We start from the raw sequence: 24,692 nt of genomic DNA, 5'->3' as shown, positions 1-24,692 counted from the left end.
CTTGCGAACCGGTTAGACGCGTGGCCTTCACGCGAACAGTTTGTCGAGCGTGATCGGCAAGTCCCGCACGCGCTTGCCCGTCGCGTGCCAGATCGCATTGCCCACCGCCGCGGCCACGCCCACCACGCCGATTTCGCCCACGCCCTTCACGCCGAGCGGATTGACGATGTCGTCGTGCTCGTTCACGAACAGCACGTCGATATCGTGGATGTCGGCATTCACCGGAATGTGATACTCGGCCAGGTTGTGGTTCATCTGCCGCCCGAGCGCGTGGTCGAACTGGCCGTGCTCGTGCAGCGCCATGCCGATGCCCCACACCACGCCGCCGGCAATCTGGTTGGCCGCCGTTTTCGGGTTCACGATGCGGCCCGCGGCGACGGCGCTGACCACGCGCGTCACGCGCACGGTGCCGAGCGCTTCGTCCACGCGCACCTCGGCGAACACCGCCGAATGCGTGCCCATCGAATACGCCTGCTGTTTTTCATGCGGCTTGACGCTCGCCTGCTCTTCCAGCGTTTCCAGACCCGCGCGGGCCAGCAGCGCGTCGATGCCGATCGCGTCGTCGGAGCCGCTGCCGCAGACGAGCCGGTTGCCGGCGCGTCTCACCTCGTCGCGCGCAACCATCGCGAAGCGCCCGCCGCCGTATTGCCGCGCCAGTTCGACGAGGCGGTTTCGCAGTCGTTCGCACGCGACGTGAACCGCGCTGCCCACCGACGACACCGTCCACGAGCCGCCCTCGATCGGCGCTTTCGGCAAGCGCGTGTCGCCGAGCTCGAAGTCGACATCGTGAATCGACACGCCGAGCGCATCGGCGGCGATCTGCGTCATCGCCGTGTAGGTGCCGGTGCCGATGTCGGCGGTGGAGCTCGACACTTCCACGCGGCCGTCAGGCGTGAGCACGGCGCGCGCCGCCGCTTCGTTTTGCATCGCGTCCCACGCGCCGGTCGCCATGCCCCAGCCGATCAGTTCGCGGCCCTCGCGGCGCGCGCGCGGCGCAAGCGGCCGCCCCTCCCAGCCGAAGCGCGCGGCGCCTTCGCGATAGCAGTCGCGCAGCGCCTTGCTGGAAAACGGCAGATTCTTGTTGGCGTCGCGCTCCGCATAGTTGACGAGCCGCAATTGCAGCGGGTCCATCTGCAACGCTTCGGCCAGTTCGTCCATCGCCGTTTCGAGCGGGAAAAGACCTTGCGCCGCACCCGGCGCGCGCATGTCGGCCGGCGTCGGCACGTCGAGCTTGACGACCTTGTAGCCCAGCGTGACGTTCTCGCATGCGTACAACTGGCCGGCCCAGTTCACGAGCACGTCGCAGTAGTCCTCGTAACGCGAGGTTTCCGCGACCGCCTCGTGAATCACCGCCTGCAGTTTGCCGTCCGCCGACGCGCCCAGCGCCACGCGCTGAATCGATTGCGGCCGATGCGCGAACGTGAACATCTGCTGGCGCGTCAGCGTGACCCGCACCGGCCGCTTCAGATCGCGCGCCGCCATCACGGCGAGCGGCAGATGATATTGCGGCCGCAAACCCGAACCGAACGCGCCGCCCACGAAGGGCGACTCCACCTGCACCTCGTCGTCCTTCAGGCCGAACACGCCGGTCAGATAACGCTTGGTGTTGACGACCCCCTGGGTCTTTTCATAAACGATCAGATGCCCATGCTCGTCCGGCACCACGGTGCAGCCGTGCATTTCCATCGGATTGTGATACTCGGCGGGCGTGCTGTAGAAGCCGTCGACCCGCACCGCCGCGCTCGCCAGCGCGCGGTCCGCGTCGCCGCGCGGCGACGGCGGCGGATCGAACCCGCCCTTTTCCGTGGACGGCGGCACAGCGCTCATCAACGATTCGCTCATTTCCGTCTGATGCGGCGTGTGTTCGTAGCGGACCTTGACGAGCGAGGCCGCATGGCGCGCCAGTTCCAACGTTTCCGCCACCACCAGCGCGACCGGTTGTCCGCTGTACCACACGCGGTCGTCCCAGAGCGGCCTGAACGGCGTGCCGCCGGGGGCGACCATGTCTTTGTAGGGCTGGTCCGCCAGCGGCAGTGGCGGGCGATTCAGATGCGTCAGCACGAGCAGCACGCCGGGTAGTTCGAGCGCCGCCGACGCATCGATCGCCACGATACGGCCGCTCGCGATCGTGCTCGACACCACGAAACCATACGTCAATCCATTGGCGGCGTAGTCCGCCGCATACTGCGCGGCGCCGGTGACTTTCAGCTTGCCGTCGACGCGCTTGTGCGGCACGCCCACGGCGCGCGTCGCCGGAAAAGTGTCGGCCCCGTTCATGATGCGCCCTCCTCGAACGAACGCTGCGTCGCCAGTTCGAACGCGCGCACGATCACGCGCGTCGCCAGTTCGATCTTGAACGCATTGCCGCGACGCCCTTGCGCCTCGCGCAACAGCGAGTCCGCGAAACCGCGCACGGTGGCGGCGTTCAGCGGTCTGCCGCGCAGCACGGCTTCGGCATCCAGATCGCGCCACGGTTTGTGCGCGACGCCGCCGAGCGCGCAATGCGCGCGAACGATGATGTCGCCGTCCAGTTCGACGCCGAGCGCGGCGGACACCAGCGCGAACGCATACGAGGCCCGGTCGCGCACTTTCACGTAAGCGTGATGTTCGGCGAAGCCTCGCCTGGGCAATTCGACGGCGATCACCAGTTCGTCGTCGCGCAGGTTCGTATCGATGTGCGGCGTCTCGCCGGGCAGGCGATGGAACTCGGCGAACGGCAGCGCGCGCGTGCCGTCGTGGCCGGCGAGATGCACCGTCGCGTCGAGCGCCGCCAGCGCCACGCACATGTCCGACGGATGCACGGCGATGCACTGATCGCTCGCGCCGAGAATCGCGTGCATGCGGTTGACCCCTTCCATCGCGGAGCAGCCGGTGCCCGGCTCGCGTTTATTGCACGGCGTGCCGGCGTCGTAGAAGTAAAGGCAGCGGGTGCGTTGCAGCAGATTCCCTCCGACGGTCGCGACATTGCGAATCTGCGCGGACGCCCCCGCCAGGATCGCCTTGGCAAGCAGCGGGTAACGCGCGGCCACGGTCTCGTCGTAGGCCACCGCGGTATTCGTCACCAGCGCGCCGATTCTCAGGCCGCCGTCGCCGGTGGCTTCGATCTGCCTGAGCGGCAAACGGTTGATATCGACCAGCGTGGCCGGATGCGCCACGTCCTCGCGCAACAGGTCCACCAGATTCGTGCCGCCCGCGATGAACGCGGCGGCGGCATGCGCGCGATGCTGGTCGATCGCCTCGGACACCGCGCTTGCGCGGGTATAGGAAAAGCGGTTCATGGCCGCGCTCCCGGCGCCGTGAGCGGCTGATCGGACCGCTGCGCCGCATCCAGAATCGCCGCGACGATATTCGTGTACGCGCCGCAGCGGCACAGGTTGCCGCTCATCAGTTCGCGAATGTCGTCGGCGTTTTTCGCGTGGCCTTCGGCGAGCATCGCAACGGCCGAGCAGATTTGCCCCGGCGTGCAGTAGCCGCACTGGAAGGCGTCGTGATCGATGAACGCCTGTTGAACCGGATGCAGCGTGTCGCCGTCGGCAAGACCTTCGATCGTCGTGATCGACGCGCCGTCGCGCACGGCCGCGAGCGCGAGACAGGTATTGATCCGCTGGCCGTCGACGATCGCGGTGCAGGCGCCGCATTGGCCGTGGTCGCAGCCTTTCTTGATGCCGCTCAGGTGGCAGCGTTCGCGCAGCAGATCGAGCAGCGTGGTCCACGGCTCGATCTCGAACCGGTGTGTCTTGCCGTTGATCTCGAACGTCACCGGCACGCGCTGGACGTCGCTCGGCGCGAGGTCCAGCGCCGCTTGTGCTGTGGGGGTTTCCATTGGATGTCCTCCGGACGGTAGGTCGCGCAATACGAACGGCGCGCGCAAGCCACGTGCCACCATGCCGCCGTGCCAAGGCGCCGGCCGCGCTTCGCAGGCACGCGTGATGCGCGTTTTTCATGGGGCGGCTCGCGAGCCTCGCACGCGAGTCCTCCCCACGCGTGGCACGCGAAGCAAGCCGCACTCGCGGCAACGCCGCTGCCGGCCGGCGCGGCGGGCATTGCAAGATGTGCAGCGAACCCGCATTTCTTTCAATCGGCTCCGCGCAGCCGGCATCACGCGCCGCGGCAGTGCGAGAACACTGCTTGCCATGCGCTTCACACTCCACTCGTTCAGGAGGTATCCATGCATCACGTCCACGAAATCATGTCGCGCGACGTCGTCAATGTGACACCCAACGACACCATTCAGCATGCCGCGGAATTGATGCGGCGCTACGACGTCGGATCGTTGCCGGTGTGCCAGAACCATCGGCTGATCGGCATGATCACCGATCGCGATCTCGCGGTGCGCGCGTTGTCCACCGGCTGCCCGGCGAACACGCCGGTACGCGATTTCGCCAGCACCGATGTGCAATGGTGTTTCGACGACGACGACGTCGACGCCGTCCAGCAACGCATGGCCACCGCGCAGGTGCGCCGCATGCCGGTGGTCGATCACGACAAGAACCTGGTCGGCGCGCTGTCGCTCGGCGACATCGCCACGCGGGCCGACAGCGCGTCGCGCGACGAGGTCGCCAACACGCTCGAAGGCGTTTCGCAACCCCGCATGCACTGAGAAGGAGAGACACATGGCACAGCATCCCAGTCACTCGCAGGACCATCGGCATCCCGGCCAGCCGAATCCGATCGAGGTGCAAAAGGCGCTGCACGGTGTCGACTATCCGACGACGCGCGAAAAACTGGTGGAAGCCGCACGCAGCAACGGCGCAAACCAGGACATCGTGGATCTCGTCGGTGAGTTGCCGGATAAGAACTACGACAGCCCGGCCGCGGTTTCCAAGCAACTGTCGCGCACGCAGTAGCTTGGACCCGGCACCAGGCTGATAAAAACAGAACCGGCGCATCGTCATGCGGCGATGCGCCGGTTTTTTTCTTCATGCCGCAATGCGGCAATGCGCAAGCCAGTTAAATAATGGGCGACCCGCCGGTGACCGCGATCGTCGCGCCGGAAATGTAGCTGGCGTCATCGGAGGCGGGCATCACATAGGCCGCCGCGAGTTCGGCGGGCTGACCGGGGCGCTTCATCGGCACCTGCTGGCCGAATTTCTCGACTTTCTCGGCGGGCATCGTCGACGGAATCAGCGGTGTCCAGATCGGCCCGGGCGCCACGCAATTCGCGCGTATGCCCTTCTCGGCCAGCAATTGCGCGAGCCCGCCGGTGAAGTTCTGGATCGCGCCCTTGGTGGTCGCATAGGCGATCAAGCCGGGGTTCGGATGATCGGCGTTGATCGACGTGGTGTTGATGATCGAGGCGCCGGGCTTCATCTGCTTGACCGCCGCCCGCGTGATCCTGAACATCGCGCCGATGTTGGTATCGAAGGTCTTGTCCCACTCCTCGTCGCTGATCGCGTCGAGCGACGGGTAACTCATCTGGTACGCGGCATTGTTGACCAGCACATCGAGCCGGCCGAACGCCTCGACCGCGCGCCTGACGATCTCCTCGCAATGCTCGGGGCTCGTGATGTCGCCGCGCAGCAGCACCGCCTTGCGGCCCGCCTCTTCCACCCAGCGCGCGGCTTCGCGCGCGTCGTCGTCTTCGTTGAGATAAGAGATCAGCACGTCCGCGCCTTCGCGGGCGAACGCGATCGCCACGGCGCGGCCAATGCCGCTGTCGCCGCCCGTGATGATCGCCGCCTTGCCGGCGAGACGGCCCGAGCCTTTATAGGATTTTTCGCCGTGGTCGGGCTGCGGTTTCATTTCCGCCGTGGTGCCGGGCGTGTGATCCTGTTGCTGCCTGGGAAACGGTGGCGTGGGACGTTGCGTGTCGGTCATGGCTATCTCCAGAGTGCGAATGAAGAGGCGCGGCGCGTCGTGAACCGGCGCGGCCGTTGTGTTGCACGCAGCAACCCACGGACCCGCGAGGGATCGCGCATGATGCGTTTCGAGCCAGGGGTTTTTGCCTAAGGGTATGCCGTCGCGAAGTGTGCCGCGAAATGTGCCGCGAAGTGTGAAGAAGCGCGCCGGGATGTGCCGCGTTGGTGGCGAAGTGTCCAACCGGGCCGGCATATCGACGTTGTGGTCGTGCATGAATCGGCTACTGCTCGCATGCGTGCCCATGCGTTTTTTCAAACGTTGCGCAACTTTACGGCGGCCCGGCCGCATGCAGCGCGGCCGCCGATTCGAGTACCCGCAGCAGGCGTTCCGGCGTCAACGGCTTCGCGCAGTGGGCGTCGAAACCCGCGGCTCGCGCGCGCGCCCGGTCGTCGCGCGAGGCGAAAGCGGTGCAGGCGATCAGCAGCATATGCGCGGTCAATGGATCGGCCCTTAGGCGGCGCGCCAGTTCGAGCCCGTCCAGGTCCGGCATCTTGATGTCCAGGACCACCGCGAAGGGCTGCCATTCGCAAGCCATCTCGCAGACCGCGAGCGGATCTTCGAGTGCGCGGCACTCGAAGCCGTCGGCGTTCAGCAGCATTTGCAACGCGTCGGCCGCTTCGCGGTAGTCGTCCACCACCAGCACGCGCCGGTGCGAGGCCATCGCGTACTGGATAGGCCGCCAGACCACCACGTCGTCGCTGTTGTCCATTCCTCGGTCGAGCGTCACTGTCTTCTCCCTGTGCTTGTTCTTCGGTCGCGCTCGAGCGGCGCTCGAGCAACCTGCGCGAGCGGTGCAAGATTCGCTCCCGCAGCGCGGCGAACCAGGCCGCTTGCCGCGCAACGTCCGCTGTTTTCCGACACGGTCTCGCAGCGCGCAGCCGGTACACGGTCCCACGAGGCACACGACACCACCATAGCGCAACGCGGGGAACGGCGTTTGCTGTTTTGCGCATGTCGATCCATCGCCCGCCGGCACCGGATCTCACCTCGGAGTTCTTATGAAACGCACATTCATCGTGCACGCGGCCCTTGCCGCGTGCATCGCGCAATCCCTTGTTTTCGCCGTTCCGGTCCACGCACAAACCGAAGCCGCCTCGACGACGACAGCCAATCCCCTGCCGGAAGCGGACAAGAAATTCGTCCAGGCCGCGTCGATGTCGAGTTCAACCGAAATCGACGCCGCGAAACTCGCCATGAGCCGCTCGAGCGATGGCGACGTGAAGAAATTCGCCGGCCACATGGCGGCCGATCATACGAAGCTGACCGTGCAACTCAAGATGGCCGCGCCGCGCGGCGTGAGCGTGCCGAAGGACAACTCCGACACGGCCCTTCTCGACAGCCTGCGTCCGTTGAAGGGCGCGGAGTTCGATACGGCCTACATTCAGAAGGTCGGCTTGCAGGGGCATAAGGAAGCGGTGTCCGCGTTTCAGGACGAAATCGCCAACGGCCAGGATGCGAAGCTGAAGAGCGCGGCGCAAAAGGCCTTGCCGACAATCGAGAAGCACTATCAGATGGCGCAGGACCTGGCGAAGAAGAAGAACGTCACGGCGCCGTAACACGCGATACGCGACGCCGGCGCGGTCGATCGCGCTGGCGTCTTTCGAACGCTTCGAAGCTCATCATGCCCACCTCGAAATCCGGACGATCGCGCTCCACCGCCGCGGGTGCCGATGCAGACGCCTCGGGCACAGCGGACGCCGCCGCGGACGTGCAACCGGATCAGCAACCCAGGTCGCTCGACGCGTGCCGTCGCTGCGCGCTATGGAAAAACGCGACGCAAGCCGTGCCCGGCGCGGGGCCGAAGCATGCGCCGATCATCCTCGTCGGCGAACAGCCCGGCGACAAGGAAGATCTGGCGGGCAAGCCGTTCGTCGGCCCGGCGGGCGCGCTGCTCGATCACGCGCTCGAGCAGGCCGGCGTCGCGCGGCATGACGTTTATGTGACCAACGCGGTCAAGCATTTCAAATGGACGCCGCGCGGCAAGCGGCGCATGCATAAGACGCCGGCCCAGCGCGAGATCGACGCCTGCGCTTACTGGCTCGAAAAGGAATTGCAGTCCACCGGCGCGCGCGTGATCGTGGCGCTGGGCGTCACCGCGTTGAAGGCCGTGCTGGAGGACAAGAACGTCCGCATGCAGGACGTGCTGGGCCGGCCGATCAAGCATGGCGAGTACAGCGTGGTGGCGACGTATCACCCTTCGTTTGCGTTGCGCGCGCCCGATCCGGAAACCCGCGAGCGTGCCTTCGCGGCGATTGTCGACGCGCTGCGGCAAGCGGGCAAGCTGGTGTGAACGTGGTACGAAAGCGATGCTTGCCGCTTGCTGCGCTTATTGCACTTATTGCGCGCGATCGTCGATGAAGCCCTTCAGCATCGCCAGCGTGTCGGCGTCGTCGATATGCTTGTCGGTGCGCCAGCGCAGCATGCGCGGAAAGCGCACCGCCACGCCCGACTTATGACGCGGGCTCGCCTGAATCCCCTCGAAGCCGATTTCGAACACGAGCGTGGGCGTCACGCTGCGCACCGGGCCGAATTTCTCGACCGTGGTCTTGCGCACGATCGCATCCACCTGGCGCATTTCCTCGTCGGTGAGACCGGAATAGGCCTTCGCGAACGGCACGAGGGTACGCACGCCGTCCGCTTCATCCCACACCGCGAAGGTGAAGTCGGTATAGAGACTCGCGCGCCGGCCATGACCGCGCTGCGCGTAGACCAGCACCGCGTCCACCGCATACGGATCGATCTTCCATTTCCACCATGTGCCGGAGGCTTTCGTGCGGCCCACGCCGTACATCGAATCGCGCGCCTTGAGCATCAAGCCTTCGACGCCGCGCGTCCGGCTCTCTGCGCGCAGCGCGGCGAGCGTTTGCCAATCGGACGCGCGCACCAGCGGCGACACGCGCAACAGATCGCGCGCCAGGCTGCCGTCGACGGAAGCGGCCAGCGCATCGAGGCGCGCGCGCCGCTCGACGAGCGGCGTCATGCGCAGATCATCGCCCTGCGCTTCGAGCAGATCGTAGGCGAGCAAGGTGGTGGGCGAATCGGCCAACACTTTTTTCGTCAGCGTTTTACGCGCGATGCGCGGTTGCAGGCGCGCGAACGGCAACGGCGCCGTCGCGCCGGGCTCCCACGCGAGAATCTCGCCGTCGATCACGAAGCCGTCGGGCAACGCGTCGCCGAGCGCCGTGACCTCGGGAAAGCGCTCCGTGATCAGATCCTCGCCGCGCGACCACAACCACACGCGGCCCGCGCGTTTGACGAGTTGCGCGCGAATGCCGTCCCACTTCCATTCGATCAGCCATTGCATCGGCTCGCCGAGCGTCGCCGGGTCGGTCTGCAACGGATGCGCGAGAAAGAACGGATAAGGCAAGCCCGCATCGTCGTCATGCGCGGCATGATGCGCTTCTAGGCCTTGCCGCGCCTCTTCGCTGCCGCTCTCCGGAGCGATCAGGCGCAGATAACGCGCGGCGTCGGGTTTCTGCCGCGAGTCGGTCCAGCCCACCATGCGTTGCGCGATCCGTTTATGGTCGACGCCCGCCACTTCCGCGAGCGCGCGCACCACGAGTTGCCGCGCCACGCCGACCCGAAAGCCGCCGCCGATCAGCTTGGTCAGCAGAAACCGTCCGCCCCAATCGAGTTCGTCCCAGTAACCGAGCAAGCGCGTGCGCAATTCCTCCGGCGCGAGGCCGCGAAGCGTCAGCACGCGTTGCTCGATCCATTGCGTGAGGCCGAGTTCGGAACTGCGTTGCGCGGGCGGCAGGATATGGGCGATGGTTTCGGCGAGATCGCCCACCGCGTGATACGACTCCTCGAATAGCCACGGCGGCAAGCCGGCCCGCTCGCGGGCGATTTCGGTCAGCAGACGCGTGGGCACCGATTGACGCGGCTTGCCGCCGGCGAGAAAGTACGACGCCCATGCGGCGTCCTCCGGTTCGGCCGCCGAGAAATAGCTGTTGAGCGCTTCGAGTTTGTCGCGCGTCGAGGTGGTCGCGTCGAGCGCGGTATAGAGGGCGGCGAAGCGTTTCATGGGCCGCTCGTCGTGTTGTCGGCCGCGGGTCGGGCTTCGAGATCGGCCGCGTTCGGCGTGTCATCTCGTGTGGCTTGTGTGGCTTGCGTGGTTTGTGTGGCTTCCACCGGCGAGGCGCCGCTCGTCGCGGCCGTTTCGTCGCCGCCCGCGGCGTCGGCCTCCACCGTGTCGTCTCCGTATTGCGTGTCGAACGCGCCTGCTTCGAGACCCTGTTCGCGCAGCCAGCGCACCATCGGCTCGACCGAGCCATGCGTGACGATGACGCGCCCCGCGCCCGTCGCATGAATCGCGCTTTGCAGGCCGGGCCAATCGGCGTGATCCGACAGCACGAAGCCGCGATCGACGCCGCGCCGGCGCCGCGCGCCGCGCAAGCGCATCCAGCCCGACGCGAACGCGTCGCTATAGTCGCCGAAACGCCTGAGCCATGCGCTGCCTTGCGCGGACGGCGGCGCCACGATCAACGCCTGCCTGAAAGCGGCCTTGTCCCTCGCCGCTATTTCGCCGACGACGCGCACCGGCGGCAAGCGCACGCCCGCCTCGCGATACGCGCGATTGAGCGGCGCGATGGCGCCGTGACAGAAGATCGGTCCGATGGCGGCGTCGACGCTCGCCAGCACGCGCTGCGCCTTGCCGAACGAATAGCAGAACAGCACCGACGCGCGTCCTTGCGACGCGTTGTGACGCCACCATGAATCGATGCCGTCGAACACGGCTTGCGGCGCGTCCCAACGATAGATCGGCAAACCGAACGTCGACTCGGTGATGAACGTCTCGCAGCGCACCGGCTCGAACGCAGCGCAGGTCGGATCGGGGTCGAGCTTGTAGTCGCCCGATGCGACCCACACGCGGCCCTTGTGCTCGATCCTGAGTTGCGCCGAACCCAGCACATGTCCCGCCGGGTGAAGCGAGACGGTCGTGCCGTCGAAGTCGAGCCGCTCGCCATAGGCGAGCGTTTGCAGCGCGATGCCGGGCAAGCGCGACAGCAGCACGTTCGCGCCCGCTTGCGAGGCAAGGTAATGACGGTGCCCGAAGCGCGCGTGATCGGAATGGGCGTGCGTGATCACCGCCCGCTCGACCGGCCGCCAGGGATCGATATAAAAGTCGCCGCACGGGCAGTACAAACCTTCTGGCCGGGCGACCACGAGGTCGGGATCGTGCGGGTTTTCCGGCTTGTCAGACGCGTTGTTCAATGTATGGGATTCCGACAGACTCCAGGCAAGGTCGATGAAAGGCGCAGCAAATCGCATTCCCGCGACTGATGTCACGCGAGTCGAGTTCAGCCACGCGGGATGGCTGCGTTCTTGCTTACGGTACGACAACAAGCGCGCCCGCACCCGCTGCATGTCGGCGGGCTCCGCGACGCGCGTCGTGAGCGACCATGCGAACCATCATCGACGAACACGCGTTGTATGTGGCGAAACATCCCGGCACCTTCGTCCTGCAAACGCTGAAGGCATTTCGCGCGAATCAGGGCTTGCTGCTCGCCGGCGCGGTGGCGTATTACGCGCTGTTGTCGATCGTGCCGCTGATGATCCTGATCGTGATCGCGTTGTCGCGCGTGGTGCCGGAGCACACGTTGCTCACCGCGCTGGGTCATCTTTTGCAATGGCTGGTGCCGGGTCAATCGGGCGCGCTGGTGCGCGAACTCGCCCATTTCCTGGCGCACCGCGAGGTGGTCGGCTGGGTGTTGTTCCTGACGATGCTCTTCTTCAGCTCGCTCGCCTTTACGGTGCTGGAAAACGCGATGTCGCTGATTTTCGTGCATCGCGTGGTGATCCGCCGGCGGCACTTCCTGCTTTCCGCGCTGCTGCCCTATTGCTACATTCTCTTTCTCGGCGTGGGCTCGCTGATCGTCACGCTCGTGTCGAGCGGGCTCGACGTGATGGGGGCCGAAGCGGTCGATCTGTTCGGCACGCATGTTTCGTTGCAGGGATTCTCGCGCGTCGTCCTGTATCTGCTCGGCCTCGCCGGCGAGATTTTCGTGCTGACCTCGATCTACATGGTGATGCCGGTCGGGCGGCCCTCGCTCAAGCATGCGCTGCTCGGCGGGATCGTCGCGGCGCTCCTGTGGGAAATCACGCGGCATGTGCTGGTGTGGTACTTCGCGACGCTCTCGCAGGTGAGCGTGGTGTATGGGTCGCTGACGATGGCGATCGTCATCCTGTTCAGCCTCGAATGGCTGGCGACCTTGCTGCTGTTCGGCGCCCAGGTGATTTCGCAATACGAGCGCTTCGGGCTGGAACCGCCGGACGCGCCGCAGCCGCGCATCAAGACCGGTTGACTGACGGATCAGCGCGCGCCTCACCGCCGATGCGCCTCGCGGATCGGCGAGACTGCGGTAACATTCCGCGAATGCCGGGCCTCGCGTGGTCTCGCGCGGGTCTCCTACATTCATGTTTTATTCCGTGCACGTTCCAGGATCGAGCATGCTTTATTCCCTGCACGTCTCAGGACCCACCATGAGCATCCCCCAGTGCAGCGACATACCGGTTTCGGGCAGCAACGAGCGCGTCACGGTGCTTGAGCATGGCTTCGGCAGAACCATGCTGTCCGGGTAACGCGATGCACAGCATGGACCCGCCCTTGCCGTCCGCCGATGCGTTGTTCGAGCATGCCGCCTGCGGCCTGCTCGTCGCCGATCCCGACGGCCTCATCCTGCGCGTGAACGCCACGTTCTGCGACTGGCTGGGCTATGGCGCCGGGCAGCTCGCCGGAGCCCGCCGCATCGGCGACCTGCTGAGCAGCGGCGGCAAGGTGCTCTACGAGACGCATTGGGCGCCGCTTCTGCGCACGCAGGGCTCGGTCGCCGAGATCAAGCTGAACATGATGCATCGCGACGGCCATACGGTGCCGATGCTGCTCAACGCGGTGCGCCGCCGTCATGGCGACGCGAGCTACCTCGAAGTGGCGGTGCTGGTCGTCGCGGATCGCCACAAGTACGAACAGGAATTGCTGCTGGCGCGCCGCAACGCGGAGGCGTCGGTGGCCGCGCATCAACTGGCGCGCAAGGAGTTGCAGGAAAGCCGCGACGTGCTGAGTCTCGCGATGCGCGGCGCGCGCATGGGCGCGTGGTCGCACGAGCCGAAGTCGGGCAAGTTCTGGTGGACCCGCGAACTCGAAGCGCTCGCGGGATACGCCGAGGGGCGCTTCGCCAACATGCGCGGCGGCTTTTTCGAACTGATTCATCCGGGCGACCTCGCCGCGCTGAACGAGGCCGTCGACCGGGCGGTGGCAAGCGGCGACGATTACGTCGCGGAATTCCGCTTCCTGCATGCGAGCGGCGACTGGTGCTGGATGGAAGGCCGCGGCCGCGCCACTTACGACGAACGCGGCGAGCCGCTGACCATCTACGGCCTCGGCATCGACATCACCGAGCGCAAGGAAGCGCAGACCGTGCTGCTGCGCCAGGCGGCGATTTTCGAGCACCTGAGCGACGCGATCGTGATCACCGATCTGCGCGGCAACATCACCGATTTCAACGTGGGCGGCGAGCGCATGCTCGGCTATCGCATGGGCGAGATTCTCGGCAAGCCGGTCTCGATGTTCCACCCGCCGGAAGACGCGCTGCGCATTCGCCGTGAAGCGCTCGCCGCGCTCGCCGCCGAGGGCACGTGGCGCAGCGAACTGCCGTTCGTGCGGCGCGACGGCTCGCGCGGGGTCTGCGAGACCGTCGTCAAGCCGCTGGCGAACGCGCGTGGCGACGTGTATGGCGCGGTCAGCGTGAACCGAGACATTACCGAACGCAGACGCGCGGAGCAGCAACTCAAGCGGCTGAACCTCGAACTCTCGAAAGCCGATCGCCGCAAGGACGAATTTCTCGCCACGCTCGCGCATGAATTGCGCAATCCCCTCGCGCCGATGCGCAACGTGCTCGAAATCTTGCGTCTCAAGGAATTCGCCGATCCGCAACTGAACTGGTCGCGCGACGTGTTCGACCGGCAATTGCAGCACATGACGCATCTGGTCGACGATCTGCTGGAAGTCTCGCGCATCACGCAGGGCAAGCTCGAATTGCGCAAGCAGCGGCTCGAACTGGCGCGCTCGATGCAATCGGCAATGGAAGCGGCGCGGCCCACCGTGCAGGCCTCGTCGCATCATTTGAGCGTGACGCTGCCGCGCGAGCCGCTGTATCTCGACGCCGATCCCACGCGCCTGTCGCAGATGATTTTGAATCTGCTGAACAACGCGGCCAAATACACGCCGCCCGGCGGCAGCATCTCGCTCGCCGCCGAACGCGAGGGCGACCAGGCGGTGATCGTCGTGCGCGATTCCGGCATCGGCATTCCGCCCGAGCATCTGGGCAGCGTGTTCGAAATGTTCTCGCAACTCGCGCCGGCGCTCGATCGCTCGCAAGGCGGCCTCGGCATCGGGCTTGCGCTGGTGCGCGGCCTCGCCGAACTGCACGGCGGCACGGTCGCGGCGTTCAGCAGCGGACCCGGCACCGGCAGCGAGTTCGTGATCCACCTGCCGCTTTCGCACGCGCCAGCCGAGGCGAGCGACGGCGCGCCGCTCGAGACGGCGCCTCAGGCCGCGCTGCGCGTGGTGATCGTCGACGACAACGCGGACGCCGCCGACAGCCTCGCGATGGTGCTCGAACTGGAAGGCCACGAGGTTCGGACCGCCGGCGACGGCATGGCCGGATTGGCCTTGATCCGCGAGTTCGGTCCGCAAGCGGTGATTCTGGATATCGGCTTGCCGCTGCTGAACGGTTACGAAGTGGCGCGGCGCATCCGCGACGAACACGAGGAAGCCGATATTCTGCTGATCGCGGTGACCGGGTGGGGCCAGCAGCAGGACAAGCAAACCGCGGTGGCGGCCGGCTTCGACCATCATTTCACCAAGCCGGTCGATCCGCGCGAATTGCAACGGGTGATGACGCGGCAATCGGCTTGATCGGCCGCGGGTCACTGAGGGCATGGCGCACGCCTTTTTCGGCGCATGCCTCGGCTCACGGCTTCATCGTCTCACCGCCCCATTCAAGCGCCCGACACGTCGATGACGAGCTTGGCGCGCACGTGGCCCTTTTCGAGCCGCGCAAGCGCTTCGGCCGCCGCGTCGAACGGGAACGTGCCGGCCGTTTTCACCTGCACACGCCCCTTGTCGATCAACGCGCCGATTTCGGCGAGCTGTCTGCCGTTCGGCTGCGCGGTGTAGCGCTCGGCGCGCGCGCCGCGATCGGCGGCCTCGGTTTGCGAGGGTTCCGTGAGCGTCGAGATCAGCGCGCCGCCGTTCTTGAGCACCGTCCACGAGCGGCGCTGTGTCTCGCCGCCGATCAGATCGAACACCAGGTCGACGTCGCGCGCGGCGTCCTCGAAACGCTGCGCGCGATAGTCGATCACGTGATCCGCGCCGAGCGCGCGCACGAACTCGACGCCGTCGCCGGAAGCCGTGGCGAACACTTCCGCGCCCTTGACCTTGGCGAACTGCACGGCGAAGTGGCCGACGCCGCCCGAGCCCGCATGAATCAGCACGCGTTCGCCGGCTTCGAGACAGCCGTGATCGAACAGACCTTGCCACGCGGTGAGCGCGGCGAGCGGCACGGCGCCCGCGGTGACGAAATCGATCGTTGACGGACGGCGCGCGAGCGCGCCTTGATCCACCTTGACGAACTGCGCATACGCGCCCTGACCTTGGCCGACGAAACCGTACACTTCGTCGCCTTCGCGCCAGTCCTTCACACTCGCGCCCACGCGCGCGACCACGCCGGCGAAATCGCGGCCGAGCGTATAGGGCAGTTTGTCTTCGCGAATCGCCGGGTACTGGCCCTCGCGCGTCTTGATGTCGACCGGGTTGACGCTGGCCGCGCGCACGCGCACCAGCACTTCATTCGCGCCCGGCTCGGGCACGTCGATCGCTTCGGCGATGAACACTTCGGGACCGCCGAAGCGGTGAATACGATAGGCACGCATCTGACTCATGAGTGGGCTCCTTGCAAGGTGGGCCGTCGCATGACGCGGTGGTGCGTGTGCGTGTCGCGGCGCGTGCGCGGCCCGTGGTTCATCTCACGGACCGCGCAAACCCCGTTCCTTGCAGCGGGCTTACGGTCTTGCGGTCTCGCGCGAGCGCACGCATCGCACCACGCTATCACCCCTACTCCTGGCTGCGCTTCGACTGCACGCGCGCGATCTGCTGCTTCGCCGCCTCGTAGATGCGCTCCGGCGTGAAGCCGAATTTCTTCTTCAGATCGGCAAGGGGCGCGGAAGCGCCGAACGTATGCATCACCACCTGCGCGCCGAGCCGCCCGACGTAGCGGTCCCAGCCAAGCGTCGCGGCCTGCTCGACGGCCACGCGCGCGTCGAGGTCGGGCGGCAATACCGAGTCCTGATACGCCGCGTCCTGACGCTCGAAAATATCCCACGACGGCATCGACACCACGCGCGCCGCGATCCCTTCGCTCCTGAGCTTCTCGTACACGTCGACGCACAGCGAGAGTTCGCTGCCCGTGGCCAGCAACATCACCTGCGGCTTCTCACCGCGAGGCGCGTCGGCGAGCACATACGCGCCCTTCCTAACCCCCTCGGCGGATGCATAGCGGCCGCGGTCGAGCGTCGGCAACGGCTGGCGCGACACGATGATGCACGACGGCCGCCGCGGATTCGACAGCGCCACGCGCCAGGCTTCGGCTACTTCGTTGGCGTCGCCGGGACGCAGCACGGTCAGCCCCGGCACGCCGCGCAGCGACGCGAGCTGCTCGATCGGCTGATGCGTCGGACCGTCCTCGCCGACGCCGATCGAATCGTGCGTGAACACGTAGATCGACGGCACCTCCATGATCGCCGAGAGGCGGATCGGCGGCTTCATGTAGTCGCTGAAAATCAGGAAGGTCGAACCGAACGGCCGCAGATTCGACAACGCGAGACCGTTCACCACCGCGCCCATCGCATGTTCGCGAATGCCGAAGTGCAGATTGCGCCCGCCATAGCTGTCATGCTCGAAACTGCCCGCGCCCTCGAACTTCAGATTGGTCTTGGTCGACGGCGCGAGGTCGGCCGCGCCGCCGATCATCCACGGCACGCGCGCGGCAATCGCGTTCAGCACCTTGCCCGACGATTCGCGCGACGCGACGCCCTTAGCGTCGGCGTCGAAGGTGGGAATGCCGCTGTCCCAGCCTTCGGGCAACTCGTGCGCCTGCATCTGCGCGAATTCGCGCGACAGCTCGGGATACTGTTTGCCATACGCGTCGTATCGCGCCTGCCATTGCTCGCGCGCCGCCTTGCCGCGCGCGCCGATGCCTTGCGCGAAACGTTCGTGCACGCCATCCGGCACGTAGAAGAATTTGTCCTCGGGCCAGCCGTAGAACTTCTTGGCGAGCGCCACTTCGTCCACGCCGAGCGCCTCGCCGTGCGCGGCCGCGGTGTCCTGCTTGTTGGGCGCGCCCCAGCCGATGATGCTGTTGACCACGATCAGCGTCGGCCTGTCCGTGACGCTTTTCGCCTCCACCAGCGCGGCTTCGAACGCGGCGGCGTCGTTCGCGTCGTTCACATGCAGCGTGTGCCACTGGTAGCCGCGAAACCGGCTCTCCACGTCGTCGCTGTAGGCGAGATCGGTGTGGCCTTCGATGGTCACGCGATTGCTGTCGTAGATCCAGATCAGGTTCGACAGCTTCAGATGACCGGCCAGCGACGCGGCTTCGTGCGAGATGCCTTCCATCATGTCGCCGTCGCCGCACAGTGCATAGACGCGGTAATCGAACAGCGGCGCATCGGGCTTGTTGAAACGGTTCTCGTACCAGCGCCCCGCCATCGCCATGCCGACGCTGTTGCCGAGCCCCTGGCCGAGCGGTCCCGTCGTGGTTTCGACGCCGGTGGTCATCCGGTATTCGGGGTGGCCGGGCGTCCTGCTGTCGATCTGGCGAAAGCGCTCGATGTCGTCGAGCGAGACGGCGGGCGAGCCGGTCGGCTTGCCGTGCTCGTCCACGGCCTTGACGTTGGCCAGATGCAGTAGCGAATACAGCAGCATCGACGCATGCCCCACCGACAGCACGAAGCGGTCGCGGTTCGGCCACAGCGGCTCGTCCGGGTCATAACGCAAATGGTGCTGCCACAGATGATAGGCAACCGGGGCGAGCGCCATCGGCGTGCCGGGGTGGCCGGAATTAGCCTTTTGCACGGCGTCCATCGATAGCGTGCGGATCGTGTTGATGCACAACTGATCGAGGGCGGGATCGTTTTGCATGAGGACACTCCTTGTTCGGCGATTGAGAACCTGGCCGGCATGCGCGGCGTCGGCGCGTGCGGCGCGGCGTGTTCGTGGAAGCACGCGCGAGGCGCCGCAGCCGGCTTACTGGTGTGATGCGCGGTGTAGATGCGCGGTGTAGATGCGGGTGTGATGAGCCGATGATGCGCCGATACGCCGAAATGCGCAGCGTGCGTGACATGCGGCACCGCGTTCGTTCGATGATCGGCGCCGGGTCTTTCAGACGGCTTGCGGCCTGGGGCGGTCGCTGCGATCCGCGATCCGCGTTCGGCATTGTCTCGGCCTGCGCGATGTCCCGCGCCTTCACTTCTCCCTTCATCTGTCCTTCACCTGCGCGCCAGGCGATTTCCGCCCGCATCAAGCGGCGTGCAGCCAGTGTTCGAGCAGCGGGCCATGCTTGCCGTCGACCGGATCCATCGCGGGGAACGGCAAGGCGTCCATGACCGCCTGTTCGTCGGGTGTCAGCGCTTCGCGGCGAATGTCCCACTGCTGGCCGCGCGGATAGCCGCCCACCACCTTGAACTGGCGCTCGAACGATTGCATGCAATGGCCGGTGCCGGCGGGCAGCAACAGCGCGTCGCCCGCGGCGATCGTCACCAGCCTGCCGCCCGGTCCGCCCACGATGACTTCCGCCGAGCCGTCGGCGACGCCGAGCACCTCGTGCGCCGTCGCGTGAAAATGGTGGTAGTCGAAAATGCGGTCGCGCCATTGCGGCGGCCATTCGTTGCGCTCGAAGAGGATCTCGAAGGCCGCGGCGAGATCGCCGGTGTACGGCGACAGCGCGTGGCGATAAATCACGACCGGCAGCTTGCGATTGTTCGGCACCCAGTCGTGCGGTTCCAGCATGAAGGCTTCGTACTCGGTTTTGACCGCGTCGAAGCCGTGCTTCGAATCGTTGTACATGGTTAGCTCCTGTGCGTGCTGATGCGATGGCGCGCTGGCTCTCGGGGATCGGCTGGGAGTCCGCGCCGAGTTCGGTCTACGCGTGATGGCGCTTGCGCGGATTGCAAGCTTACGGACCTCGTGGCGCATTGCGCCATGAGCTTCCGCGCGTTGCGAGCTTGCGGCCTTGCGTCCTCGTGCGCGATTCGCATCACGCGGGGTGTGCGCGCGCAACCGTCGCTGCGCCGCATAAAGCGAGCCTGGCCGCGCGCGAACGCGCGACGCGCGAACACCTGCGAGTTCACGCGCCGCTGGACTGCACGATTGCATTGCCGCGCCGGTGAAATTTGCAAACCGATTTGCAAACCGGTCACATCAACCAGCGCGGTCCGCGCGTCACTCCGCGCTCAGCCGCCGCCGATGCCTTGCAGCACTTTCCCCGTGCCGCCGCATACGGTGCATTGCTCCCCTTCCACCTTGCCGGTGCCGTGACAGGCGCGGCAGATGTCCTCGCCCACGCCGGGCGCGTCGGGCGGTGCTTCGTCGCCGGGATTGAGCGGCTCGTTGTCCTGTTGCATCAGTTTCTCCATGTGGTTTTGCCTGCACGCGACGGCACGCCGCGCCGGCGTGTCAGCTCTTGCGGTGCGACGCGTGTCCGCCGCCGCCCGGCGGTTCCGCATGCTCGCCGGTGCCAAGCGGCACCTCGGCGGTTTGCTTCGGACGCTCGCTCGAACGCTGCGGATTGGTCTGCTTCGCCACGTCCGTTTGCTCGACCGGCTCGATGCCTAGCGGACTCGGCTCGACGTACCGCGTGCCGCTCGGCTTCGCGCGCGGCTTCGCATCGGATGCCGCGCCGGGTGCATTGCGGCTCTGGCCGGATTTGCTGTCGTGCATATCGTGCATATCGCGCATCTCGCCCTCCTCGAATCGGCTCCATTGGCAGTGCAGCAACATCCGGTCCCTCTCCGCGATGCGTGCCGTGCATGCGTGAACGCGGCGACGTGGCACGGCCGTTGCGGCATAAAACGAGGGGGGGCCGTAGTCGTTTTTGTAAAAAGGAGATCCTCATGAGCATCATGACGATTCGCGTGTCCGATAACGAGGTGCAAGTCGAACGAACGGTGTACACGTTCACGCAAAAGAGCGACGCCGACGCGTTCCAGCGCTGCCTCGCCGATACTTCGATCGACAACTGCTATAAGAGCCATCCGCCGGTGTCGGTGCGGCCCACGCCGCCGGGCGAGCGTCCTGACGATCCCGGCCGCGACAGCACCATCTCGCCGTCGCTCGGCGGGATGCCTTGAATGCCGGTTTGAACGGCGGCTGGCGGGGCCGCGCTTCAACGCGGCGCGTAACGTGTCACTTCTCCGGAGCCGCGCGATCCGCGGCCACGATCTCGCGACCGTAGTCGATCGCGGCGCGGCGCGCCTCGTCGGCGGTCGCATACGGGCCGATCTCCGGCGCGCCGTCGAACGGAAACAGCACCTTCCGGTCCGCTTTCCTGACGACCTTCAGTCCGCCCACGTAGCGGCCGTCGCCGGTTCCGTGATAGCTCGCGTAAATTTCGAAGTCGTCGTCGGCAACGTCGGCCTTATGTCGCGCCATGTGTGATTTCCCTTATCCCTGCACCTTCGGCGCGTCACGTTATCGTGGGCGGCGCGGTTCGTGCGAACGGTTCGTGTGACTAGTCGAGCCGCACCGCGTATGGGGTGTCCAGCAACACGTGTTCCACGCGATGCGAGCCGATGCGATGCGAGCCGATGCGTGGCGCGGCGGGACGTGGCAATCGCGTGGCGATCGCGCTGTGGCCGCTATGGCACGAGGGTTGCGCGACAGAGTGCGGACATCGAATCCGCCTGGCTCGTGTTGCCGGTTCGAGTCCGGTCCCCGGCACCGGACGTCAACGCGAGCCCGACCGCACGTCACGGAGGTAGACCATGAAGTTGCCCAGCACGGGCTCGATGCGGAGGCTGCGATTGCATGTACCGACGCCGCCGGAAATCGACCCCGAAACGCCGCCGCCGCCGAACATCGATCCCGATCCGCCGCCCACGCCCGAGGATGATCCCTCACACGATCCGCCCGAAGGCGATCCGCCCGTCAAGCCGCCGCCCATGCGCGCGAGCCCGGCCGGAGCCGGCCGGTTGCGGCGCGCTCGCAACTTGCGAAGCCGCACTTCATGCGGGCTCGCCGATCGGCAATAGAAAAGGCGCGCCGGATCGAACCGGCGCGCCTTTCAAGTCGTGCATAGCGTGAACCGATATCGACCGATTCACGCTCGCTTCAACTTCAACTTCAATCTCAACGCAGCTTCGCGACGTCCTTCTCGCTCACCCGCGTCGTCGACGGATTACCGAACTGCGTCGTCACGTAGTTGGTGAGCGCGGCGATCTGCGCATCGTTCAACTGCGTCGCGAAGGCCGGCATGCCGACATCGCTGTCCGCGGTCTTGCGCTGCACGCCGTGCAAAATCACCTGCACGAGATTGACCGGGTTGGATGCGCCCACCGTCGAGTTATGCAATAGCGGCGGATAGTAGCCGTCCGGTGTGCCCTTGCCGTGCGCCTGGTGGCAGGTCGCGCAATTGCCGAGGTACAGGCGCGCCGGGTCGAGCGTACCGTTGCTCAATGCGACACCGCGCAAACGCGCGACGTCCGTCGACGGTTTGCCCCATGCGCTGCGCGACCGCGTGCCGCCGTCGCTCACCGCCGGCACCGTGCGCACGTAGGTGGCGATCGCATCGATGTCGGCGCCGGTCATCTTCGAGAAGCTGTGCTCCACGGCTTCGCCCATCGGCCCGGCGGCCTGCGCGAGACCCGGCACGCTGCCGGTTTGCAGATACTGCACGAGCTGCGCATGAGTCCACGCGCCGATGCCGCTGTCAGCCGAGGACGTGATGTTGTAGCCGTCCCATCCCGCCAGCACCGAACCGCCGAGGAAGCCGCCGCCGGTCTCGTCGAGCGCCTTCTCTTGCATGCCGAAGCCGCGCGGCGTGTGACAGGTGCTGCAATGCGCGAGACCTTGCACGAGATACGCGCCGCGATTCCATTCGGCGCTCCGGTTCGGCCTGGCTTCGTAGGGGCCGCTCTTCAGGAACAGCCAGTTCCATACCGTCAGGGGCCAGCGCATGTTGAGCGGCCACGGAATGTCGCTCGCGCGCGTGGCGGCGTTCACCGGCGCGACGCCGTAGCGGAAGTACGCGTAGAGCGCCTTCACGTCGTCGTCGCTGACCTTTGCGTAGGACACGTAGGGCATGGCCGGATACAGATTGTGGCCGTCCTTCGAGACGCCACGGCGCAGCGCGCGGTCGAAATCAGCGAGCGTCCATGTGCCGATGCCCGTTTGCGGATCGGGCGTGATGTTGCTCGAATAGACCGTGCCGAGCATCGGCACCTTGAGCGGCAGGCCGCCGGCGAACGGCTTGCCCTTCGCCGTGCTGTGGCAGGCCATGCAATCGCCGGCCGTCGCGAGGTACTCGCCGCGCTTGATCAGCGCCGCGTCGTTGCTGTTTACCGCGTTGGCCGACGTATCGGCATGCGCGAATGCGGGCAGAACCAGAGCGCCGGCCAGCAGCCAGAAAAAGGTTTTTTTCAGCACGTTCAAACTTCCTTCTTCAACTGGTCGGCCATGCGAAGCGCCAGGGCGGCAATGGTCAGCGTCACGTTGACGGTGCCCACCGTCGGCATCGTCGCGCTGCTGGAGATGAACAGATTCGGGTGATCGAAGGTGCGGCAATGCTTGTCGACCACCGAATCGCGCGGATCGCTGCCCATGATCGTCGCGCCCGTGATGTGGTTGTTCGGCGCGAAATCGTCCTGATACTCGATGTCCGTGCCGCCCAGCACCTTCGCCGCGTTGGCGTAGACCTCCTTCGTATGCACCGCGCCGCGCTTCACGTAATCGTCGATGCGGTAGGTGATCTCCGGGCGCGGGATGCCGATCGCATCCGTCTCGGTCCTGCTCGGCACGATGCGGTTTTCCGGCGCGGGCAGGATTTCGTGGAAGCAGTCGAATTCGACGAAACGCGCCGAGCGGTCGCGAATCCGGGCGTCGAGTTCGGCCGGCTTGATCAGCTTGCCTTGCTTGAAAATGTTGCGCGTTTCCTGATCGACGCGCGACAGGTTCGACAGGTGGATTTTCTTGGCGGCTTCGGTGGCGCGGAACGCGCCGTCGCGAAAGCCGATCAGCGAGGTCATTTCCTGCGGGCCGCGGCCCGGCCACAGCTTTTCGTCCGCGTAGAACGTGACGCCGGTGCCGGGGTGGTCCATCAGATTGCGGCCCACCATGTCGGAGCTGTTGCCCACGCCGTTCGGAAAATCGTGGCTGGTGGACATCAGCATGATCTTCGGCGTCTCGATGCCGTTCGCGGCGAGCACGAAATACTTGCCCTCCACGCGATGCTCGTTGCCTTGCGGGTCCTTGTACAACGCCGCGGCGATGCGCTTGTCCGCGCCGACTTCGAGCTTGTACACCACCGCGTTGTCGATCAGCCTCGCGCCGGCCTGCTCGGCCTTTTCCACATGCACGATGCCGTTGTACATCGCGCCGATCGGGCAGATCGGCATGCAGTTGTTGTTGCCGCAGCAGGTCGGGCGGCCGTCGTACGGACGGCTGTTGCGCGCGACCGGCTCGGTCACGACGTGATAGCGCGAGTCGAATGCGTTGAGCTTGCTCTTGATGGTCTGCTCGTTGTACGAGAGCGGCAGCGGCGCCATCGGATACGGCTGGCTGCGCGGCGAACCGAGTTCCTCGACTGTCGGGCCCCATACGCCGAGTTCCTCTTCGGCGCGCTGGTAGTACGGCTCCAGTTCCTCGTATTGCATCGGCCAGTCGCGGCCCACGCCGTACACGGTCTTCATCCTGAAGTCGTTCGGCATGAAGCGCCATGCGGACGCGGCCCAGTGCCACGTCGTGCCGCCCACCGCGCGAATGTACTGCGAGTTGAATTTGTGCTCGCCCTTGAGGATCAGGTAGTCGTTGGGCGGACCGTACTCGGGATGCGGCGCCCATTGGCTCGACGGATACGGCGCCATGAAATCCATCTTGTCGGTCTGATTGCGAAAGCGCTCGACGATTTCCCAGCGCGGCATGCGCGGCCCGGCTTCGAGCAGGATCACGGACTTGCCCGCGAGCGCCATTTGATGCGCGACGATCGCGCCCGCCACGCCGGAGCCCACGACCACGATATCGGCCTGGCTGGTTTGTTGTGCTTTATCGGCCATGCTCAAGCTTGCCTTTCGATCGGTTTAGCCGCCCAGAAACCGGGCTTGTTGGGGCAGTAGGAACGGATGATCAGCGTGTCGGAGACCACCTCGAACATCAGCGCCTGCTCGTAGGTGATCACGACGTTGTCGACCGTGCCGAGATACCACGCTTCCATGACCTTCAGCGCGAGCGCTTGCTGGGCCGCGTCGGCGGAGTTCGAGGCCAGCGCGCCCGCCAGCTTCGGCAATTGCCGCGCGAGATCGGGCGTGGACTTTTGCAACGCGGCGAGAAGGCGCGTGCCGACCTCGCGATCGAGACCGGACTTCGCGCTCAGCGCTTGCGACAAGGTCATGAAGGCGTCGAGGGGGGCGGCGGACGAATCGTCGGCGAGCGCCTTGAGCGTGAGGGAGCCGGTGAGGCCCGCCGCCGTGATGGCCAGCGCGCCCTGGAGCCAGCGACGGCGCGTCATCGCCGACGGCTCACCGCGCGCGGCGTCGGCCCCGAGGGAAGCGTCCGGGTGGGACGC

The 24,692-nt window shown here is 66.2% G+C and carries 24 protein-coding genes; 8 read left to right on the top strand and 16 right to left on the bottom strand.

All coding sequences use genetic code 11. The features are described 5' to 3' along the window. Positions 1 to 27: 27 nt before the first annotated feature. From CUJ90_RS30465 to CUJ90_RS30455, 3 genes are read right to left on the bottom strand one after another with little or no spacing between them, the layout of a single operon-like run. Entirely contained in the window at positions 28 to 2,277 is a 2,250-nt protein-coding gene (locus CUJ90_RS30465) for a xanthine dehydrogenase family protein molybdopterin-binding subunit (protein ID WP_114164535.1), read from the bottom strand. Then, positions 2,274 to 3,278: an FAD binding domain-containing protein gene (locus CUJ90_RS30460; protein ID WP_114164534.1), complete on the bottom strand. Its 1,005-nt coding sequence runs from the start codon at positions 3,276 to 3,278 to the stop codon at positions 2,274 to 2,276. Before CUJ90_RS30460 ends, CUJ90_RS30465 begins: the two co-directional genes overlap by 4 nt. After that, positions 3,275 to 3,823 (bottom strand): (2Fe-2S)-binding protein, encoded by a 549-nt coding sequence (locus CUJ90_RS30455; protein WP_073428422.1) that lies wholly within the window; start codon positions 3,821 to 3,823, stop codon positions 3,275 to 3,277. The genes CUJ90_RS30460 and CUJ90_RS30455 overlap by 4 nt, the downstream gene beginning before the upstream one ends. Positions 3,824 to 4,168: 345 nt before the next feature. Here CUJ90_RS30455 and CUJ90_RS30450 point away from each other — a divergent pair, with 345 nt between their 5' ends. Next, positions 4,169 to 4,600 carry a CBS domain-containing protein gene (locus CUJ90_RS30450; RefSeq protein ID WP_073428423.1) on the top strand — a complete coding sequence of 144 codons (432 nt, stop codon included), beginning with the start codon at positions 4,169 to 4,171 and terminating at the stop codon, positions 4,598 to 4,600. Positions 4,601 to 4,613: 13 nt separating this feature from the next. Continuing rightward, positions 4,614 to 4,847: a DUF2795 domain-containing protein gene (locus CUJ90_RS30445; RefSeq protein ID WP_073428424.1), complete on the top strand. Its 234-nt coding sequence runs from the start codon at positions 4,614 to 4,616 to the stop codon at positions 4,845 to 4,847. A 103-nt stretch (positions 4,848 to 4,950) separates the two neighbouring features. On the opposite strand, the gene CUJ90_RS30440 is transcribed toward CUJ90_RS30445, so the two are convergent. Both CUJ90_RS30440 and CUJ90_RS30435 read right to left on the bottom strand, forming a co-directional pair. After that, a complete protein-coding gene (locus CUJ90_RS30440; protein ID WP_114164533.1) occupies positions 4,951 to 5,817 on the bottom strand; it encodes a glucose 1-dehydrogenase in 867 nt (288 codons plus the stop codon). A 310-nt stretch (positions 5,818 to 6,127) separates the two neighbouring features. Beyond that, complete coding sequence (locus CUJ90_RS30435) at positions 6,128 to 6,586, bottom strand: response regulator (protein WP_083082420.1); 459 nt, start codon at positions 6,584 to 6,586, stop codon at positions 6,128 to 6,130. Between the two features lie 271 nt (positions 6,587 to 6,857). Here CUJ90_RS30435 and CUJ90_RS30430 point away from each other — a divergent pair, with 271 nt between their 5' ends. Continuing rightward, complete coding sequence (locus CUJ90_RS30430; protein WP_073428427.1) at positions 6,858 to 7,415, top strand: DUF4142 domain-containing protein; 558 nt, start codon at positions 6,858 to 6,860, stop codon at positions 7,413 to 7,415. Positions 7,416 to 7,480: 65 nt separating this feature from the next. Continuing rightward, entirely contained in the window at positions 7,481 to 8,149 is a 669-nt protein-coding gene (locus CUJ90_RS30425) for a UdgX family uracil-DNA binding protein (RefSeq protein WP_073428428.1), read from the top strand. A gap of 45 nt (positions 8,150 to 8,194) precedes the next feature. Here the strand turns inward: CUJ90_RS30425 and CUJ90_RS30420 are convergent, their stop codons facing one another. After that, positions 8,195 to 9,883: an ATP-dependent DNA ligase gene (locus tag CUJ90_RS30420; RefSeq protein ID WP_073428429.1), complete on the bottom strand. Its 1,689-nt coding sequence runs from the start codon at positions 9,881 to 9,883 to the stop codon at positions 8,195 to 8,197. After that, a complete protein-coding gene (locus CUJ90_RS30415) occupies positions 9,880 to 11,073 on the bottom strand; it encodes a ligase-associated DNA damage response exonuclease (protein ID WP_114164532.1) in 1,194 nt (397 codons plus the stop codon). The genes CUJ90_RS30420 and CUJ90_RS30415 overlap by 4 nt, the downstream gene beginning before the upstream one ends. Before the next feature lie 188 nt (positions 11,074 to 11,261). Here CUJ90_RS30415 and CUJ90_RS30410 point away from each other — a divergent pair, with 188 nt between their 5' ends. Further along, positions 11,262 to 12,164 (top strand): YihY/virulence factor BrkB family protein, encoded by a 903-nt coding sequence (locus CUJ90_RS30410; RefSeq protein ID WP_073428431.1) that lies wholly within the window; start codon positions 11,262 to 11,264, stop codon positions 12,162 to 12,164. Positions 12,165 to 12,454: 290 nt separating this feature from the next. Further along, on the top strand, positions 12,455 to 14,776 hold the full coding sequence (locus CUJ90_RS30405; RefSeq protein ID WP_244220079.1) for a hybrid sensor histidine kinase/response regulator: 2,322 nt from the start codon (positions 12,455 to 12,457) through the stop codon (positions 14,774 to 14,776). An 83-nt stretch (positions 14,777 to 14,859) separates the two neighbouring features. On the opposite strand, the gene CUJ90_RS30400 is transcribed toward CUJ90_RS30405, so the two are convergent. The 5 genes from CUJ90_RS30400 to CUJ90_RS30375 all read right to left on the bottom strand — a co-directional run bounded on the left by CUJ90_RS30400 (position 14,860) and on the right by CUJ90_RS30375 (position 19,855). Next, a complete protein-coding gene (locus CUJ90_RS30400) occupies positions 14,860 to 15,801 on the bottom strand; it encodes an NADP-dependent oxidoreductase (protein WP_114164530.1) in 942 nt (313 codons plus the stop codon). A 172-nt stretch (positions 15,802 to 15,973) separates the two neighbouring features. After that, entirely contained in the window at positions 15,974 to 18,058 is a 2,085-nt protein-coding gene (tkt, locus tag CUJ90_RS30395) for a transketolase (RefSeq protein WP_114164529.1), read from the bottom strand. A 378-nt stretch (positions 18,059 to 18,436) separates the two neighbouring features. After that, entirely contained in the window at positions 18,437 to 18,982 is a 546-nt protein-coding gene (locus tag CUJ90_RS30390) for a cupin (protein ID WP_114164528.1), read from the bottom strand. Positions 18,983 to 19,368: 386 nt separating this feature from the next. Next, positions 19,369 to 19,539 carry a hypothetical protein gene (locus CUJ90_RS32750; protein ID WP_167363277.1) on the bottom strand — a complete coding sequence of 57 codons (171 nt, stop codon included), beginning with the start codon at positions 19,537 to 19,539 and terminating at the stop codon, positions 19,369 to 19,371. A gap of 52 nt (positions 19,540 to 19,591) precedes the next feature. Continuing rightward, positions 19,592 to 19,855 (bottom strand): hypothetical protein, encoded by a 264-nt coding sequence (locus tag CUJ90_RS30375; RefSeq protein WP_114164740.1) that lies wholly within the window; start codon positions 19,853 to 19,855, stop codon positions 19,592 to 19,594. 173 nt (positions 19,856 to 20,028) lie between these two features. Here CUJ90_RS30375 and CUJ90_RS30370 point away from each other — a divergent pair, with 173 nt between their 5' ends. Then, positions 20,029 to 20,265: a hypothetical protein gene (locus CUJ90_RS30370; RefSeq protein WP_073428438.1), complete on the top strand. Its 237-nt coding sequence runs from the start codon at positions 20,029 to 20,031 to the stop codon at positions 20,263 to 20,265. A 55-nt stretch (positions 20,266 to 20,320) separates the two neighbouring features. On the opposite strand, the gene CUJ90_RS30365 is transcribed toward CUJ90_RS30370, so the two are convergent. Further along, positions 20,321 to 20,566 (bottom strand): DUF6723 family protein, encoded by a 246-nt coding sequence (locus tag CUJ90_RS30365; RefSeq protein ID WP_073428439.1) that lies wholly within the window; start codon positions 20,564 to 20,566, stop codon positions 20,321 to 20,323. Positions 20,567 to 20,898: 332 nt separating this feature from the next. Between CUJ90_RS30365 and CUJ90_RS30360 the strand changes: the two genes are divergently transcribed. Beyond that, positions 20,899 to 21,165: a hypothetical protein gene (locus CUJ90_RS30360; protein ID WP_244220078.1), complete on the top strand. Its 267-nt coding sequence runs from the start codon at positions 20,899 to 20,901 to the stop codon at positions 21,163 to 21,165. Between the two features lie 97 nt (positions 21,166 to 21,262). Here the strand turns inward: CUJ90_RS30360 and CUJ90_RS30355 are convergent, their stop codons facing one another. From CUJ90_RS30355 to CUJ90_RS30345, 3 genes are read right to left on the bottom strand one after another with little or no spacing between them, the layout of a single operon-like run. Continuing rightward, positions 21,263 to 22,558: a c-type cytochrome gene (locus CUJ90_RS30355; protein WP_114164739.1), complete on the bottom strand. Its 1,296-nt coding sequence runs from the start codon at positions 22,556 to 22,558 to the stop codon at positions 21,263 to 21,265. 2 nt (positions 22,559 to 22,560) lie between these two features. After that, positions 22,561 to 24,183, bottom strand: a complete 1,623-nt coding sequence (locus tag CUJ90_RS30350; protein WP_114164526.1) for a GMC family oxidoreductase — start codon at positions 24,181 to 24,183, stop codon at positions 22,561 to 22,563. 2 nt (positions 24,184 to 24,185) lie between these two features. After that, positions 24,186 to 24,635 carry a sugar dehydrogenase complex small subunit gene (locus CUJ90_RS30345; RefSeq protein WP_114164525.1) on the bottom strand — a complete coding sequence of 150 codons (450 nt, stop codon included), beginning with the start codon at positions 24,633 to 24,635 and terminating at the stop codon, positions 24,186 to 24,188. Between the last annotated feature and the right edge of the window lie 57 nt (positions 24,636 to 24,692).

The sequence above is a fragment of the Paraburkholderia terricola genome (genome assembly GCF_003330825.1).
In the GTDB taxonomy this organism is placed as follows: Bacteria; Pseudomonadota; Gammaproteobacteria; order Burkholderiales; family Burkholderiaceae; genus Paraburkholderia; species Paraburkholderia terricola.
Note: the sequence above shows the minus strand (reverse complement) of the source record. Positions and strands in the feature narration are given on the sequence as shown.

Excerpts from the sequence above, each read along its gene's own strand:
- CUJ90_RS30465 (WP_114164535.1), bottom strand. The coding sequence starts at position 2,277 with ATGAACGGGGCCGACACTTTTCCGGCGACGCGCGCCGTGGGCGTGCCG.
- CUJ90_RS30460 (WP_114164534.1), bottom strand. The coding sequence starts at position 3,278 with ATGAACCGCTTTTCCTATACCCGCGCAAGCGCGGTGTCCGAGGCGATC.
- CUJ90_RS30455 (WP_073428422.1), bottom strand. The coding sequence starts at position 3,823 with ATGGAAACCCCCACAGCACAAGCGGCGCTGGACCTCGCGCCGAGCGAC.
- CUJ90_RS30450 (WP_073428423.1), top strand. The coding sequence starts at position 4,169 with ATGCATCACGTCCACGAAATCATGTCGCGCGACGTCGTCAATGTGACA.
- CUJ90_RS30445 (WP_073428424.1), top strand. The coding sequence starts at position 4,614 with ATGGCACAGCATCCCAGTCACTCGCAGGACCATCGGCATCCCGGCCAG.
- CUJ90_RS30440 (WP_114164533.1), bottom strand. The coding sequence starts at position 5,817 with ATGACCGACACGCAACGTCCCACGCCACCGTTTCCCAGGCAGCAACAG.
- CUJ90_RS30430 (WP_073428427.1), top strand. The coding sequence starts at position 6,858 with ATGAAACGCACATTCATCGTGCACGCGGCCCTTGCCGCGTGCATCGCG.
- CUJ90_RS30425 (WP_073428428.1), top strand. The coding sequence starts at position 7,481 with ATGCCCACCTCGAAATCCGGACGATCGCGCTCCACCGCCGCGGGTGCC.
- CUJ90_RS30420 (WP_073428429.1), bottom strand. The coding sequence starts at position 9,883 with ATGAAACGCTTCGCCGCCCTCTATACCGCGCTCGACGCGACCACCTCG.
- CUJ90_RS30410 (WP_073428431.1), top strand. The coding sequence starts at position 11,262 with ATGCGAACCATCATCGACGAACACGCGTTGTATGTGGCGAAACATCCC.
- CUJ90_RS30405 (WP_244220079.1), top strand. The coding sequence starts at position 12,455 with ATGGACCCGCCCTTGCCGTCCGCCGATGCGTTGTTCGAGCATGCCGCC.
- CUJ90_RS30400 (WP_114164530.1), bottom strand. The coding sequence starts at position 15,801 with ATGAGTCAGATGCGTGCCTATCGTATTCACCGCTTCGGCGGTCCCGAA.
- tkt (WP_114164529.1), bottom strand. The coding sequence starts at position 18,058 with ATGCAAAACGATCCCGCCCTCGATCAGTTGTGCATCAACACGATCCGC.
- CUJ90_RS30390 (WP_114164528.1), bottom strand. The coding sequence starts at position 18,982 with ATGTACAACGATTCGAAGCACGGCTTCGACGCGGTCAAAACCGAGTAC.
- CUJ90_RS32750 (WP_167363277.1), bottom strand. The coding sequence starts at position 19,539 with ATGCAACAGGACAACGAGCCGCTCAATCCCGGCGACGAAGCACCGCCC.
- CUJ90_RS30375 (WP_114164740.1), bottom strand. The coding sequence starts at position 19,855 with ATGCACGACAGCAAATCCGGCCAGAGCCGCAATGCACCCGGCGCGGCA.
- CUJ90_RS30370 (WP_073428438.1), top strand. The coding sequence starts at position 20,029 with ATGAGCATCATGACGATTCGCGTGTCCGATAACGAGGTGCAAGTCGAA.
- CUJ90_RS30365 (WP_073428439.1), bottom strand. The coding sequence starts at position 20,566 with ATGGCGCGACATAAGGCCGACGTTGCCGACGACGACTTCGAAATTTAC.
- CUJ90_RS30360 (WP_244220078.1), top strand. The coding sequence starts at position 20,899 with ATGAAGTTGCCCAGCACGGGCTCGATGCGGAGGCTGCGATTGCATGTA.
- CUJ90_RS30350 (WP_114164526.1), bottom strand. The coding sequence starts at position 24,183 with ATGGCCGATAAAGCACAACAAACCAGCCAGGCCGATATCGTGGTCGTG.
- CUJ90_RS30345 (WP_114164525.1), bottom strand. The coding sequence starts at position 24,635 with ATGACGCGCCGTCGCTGGCTCCAGGGCGCGCTGGCCATCACGGCGGCG.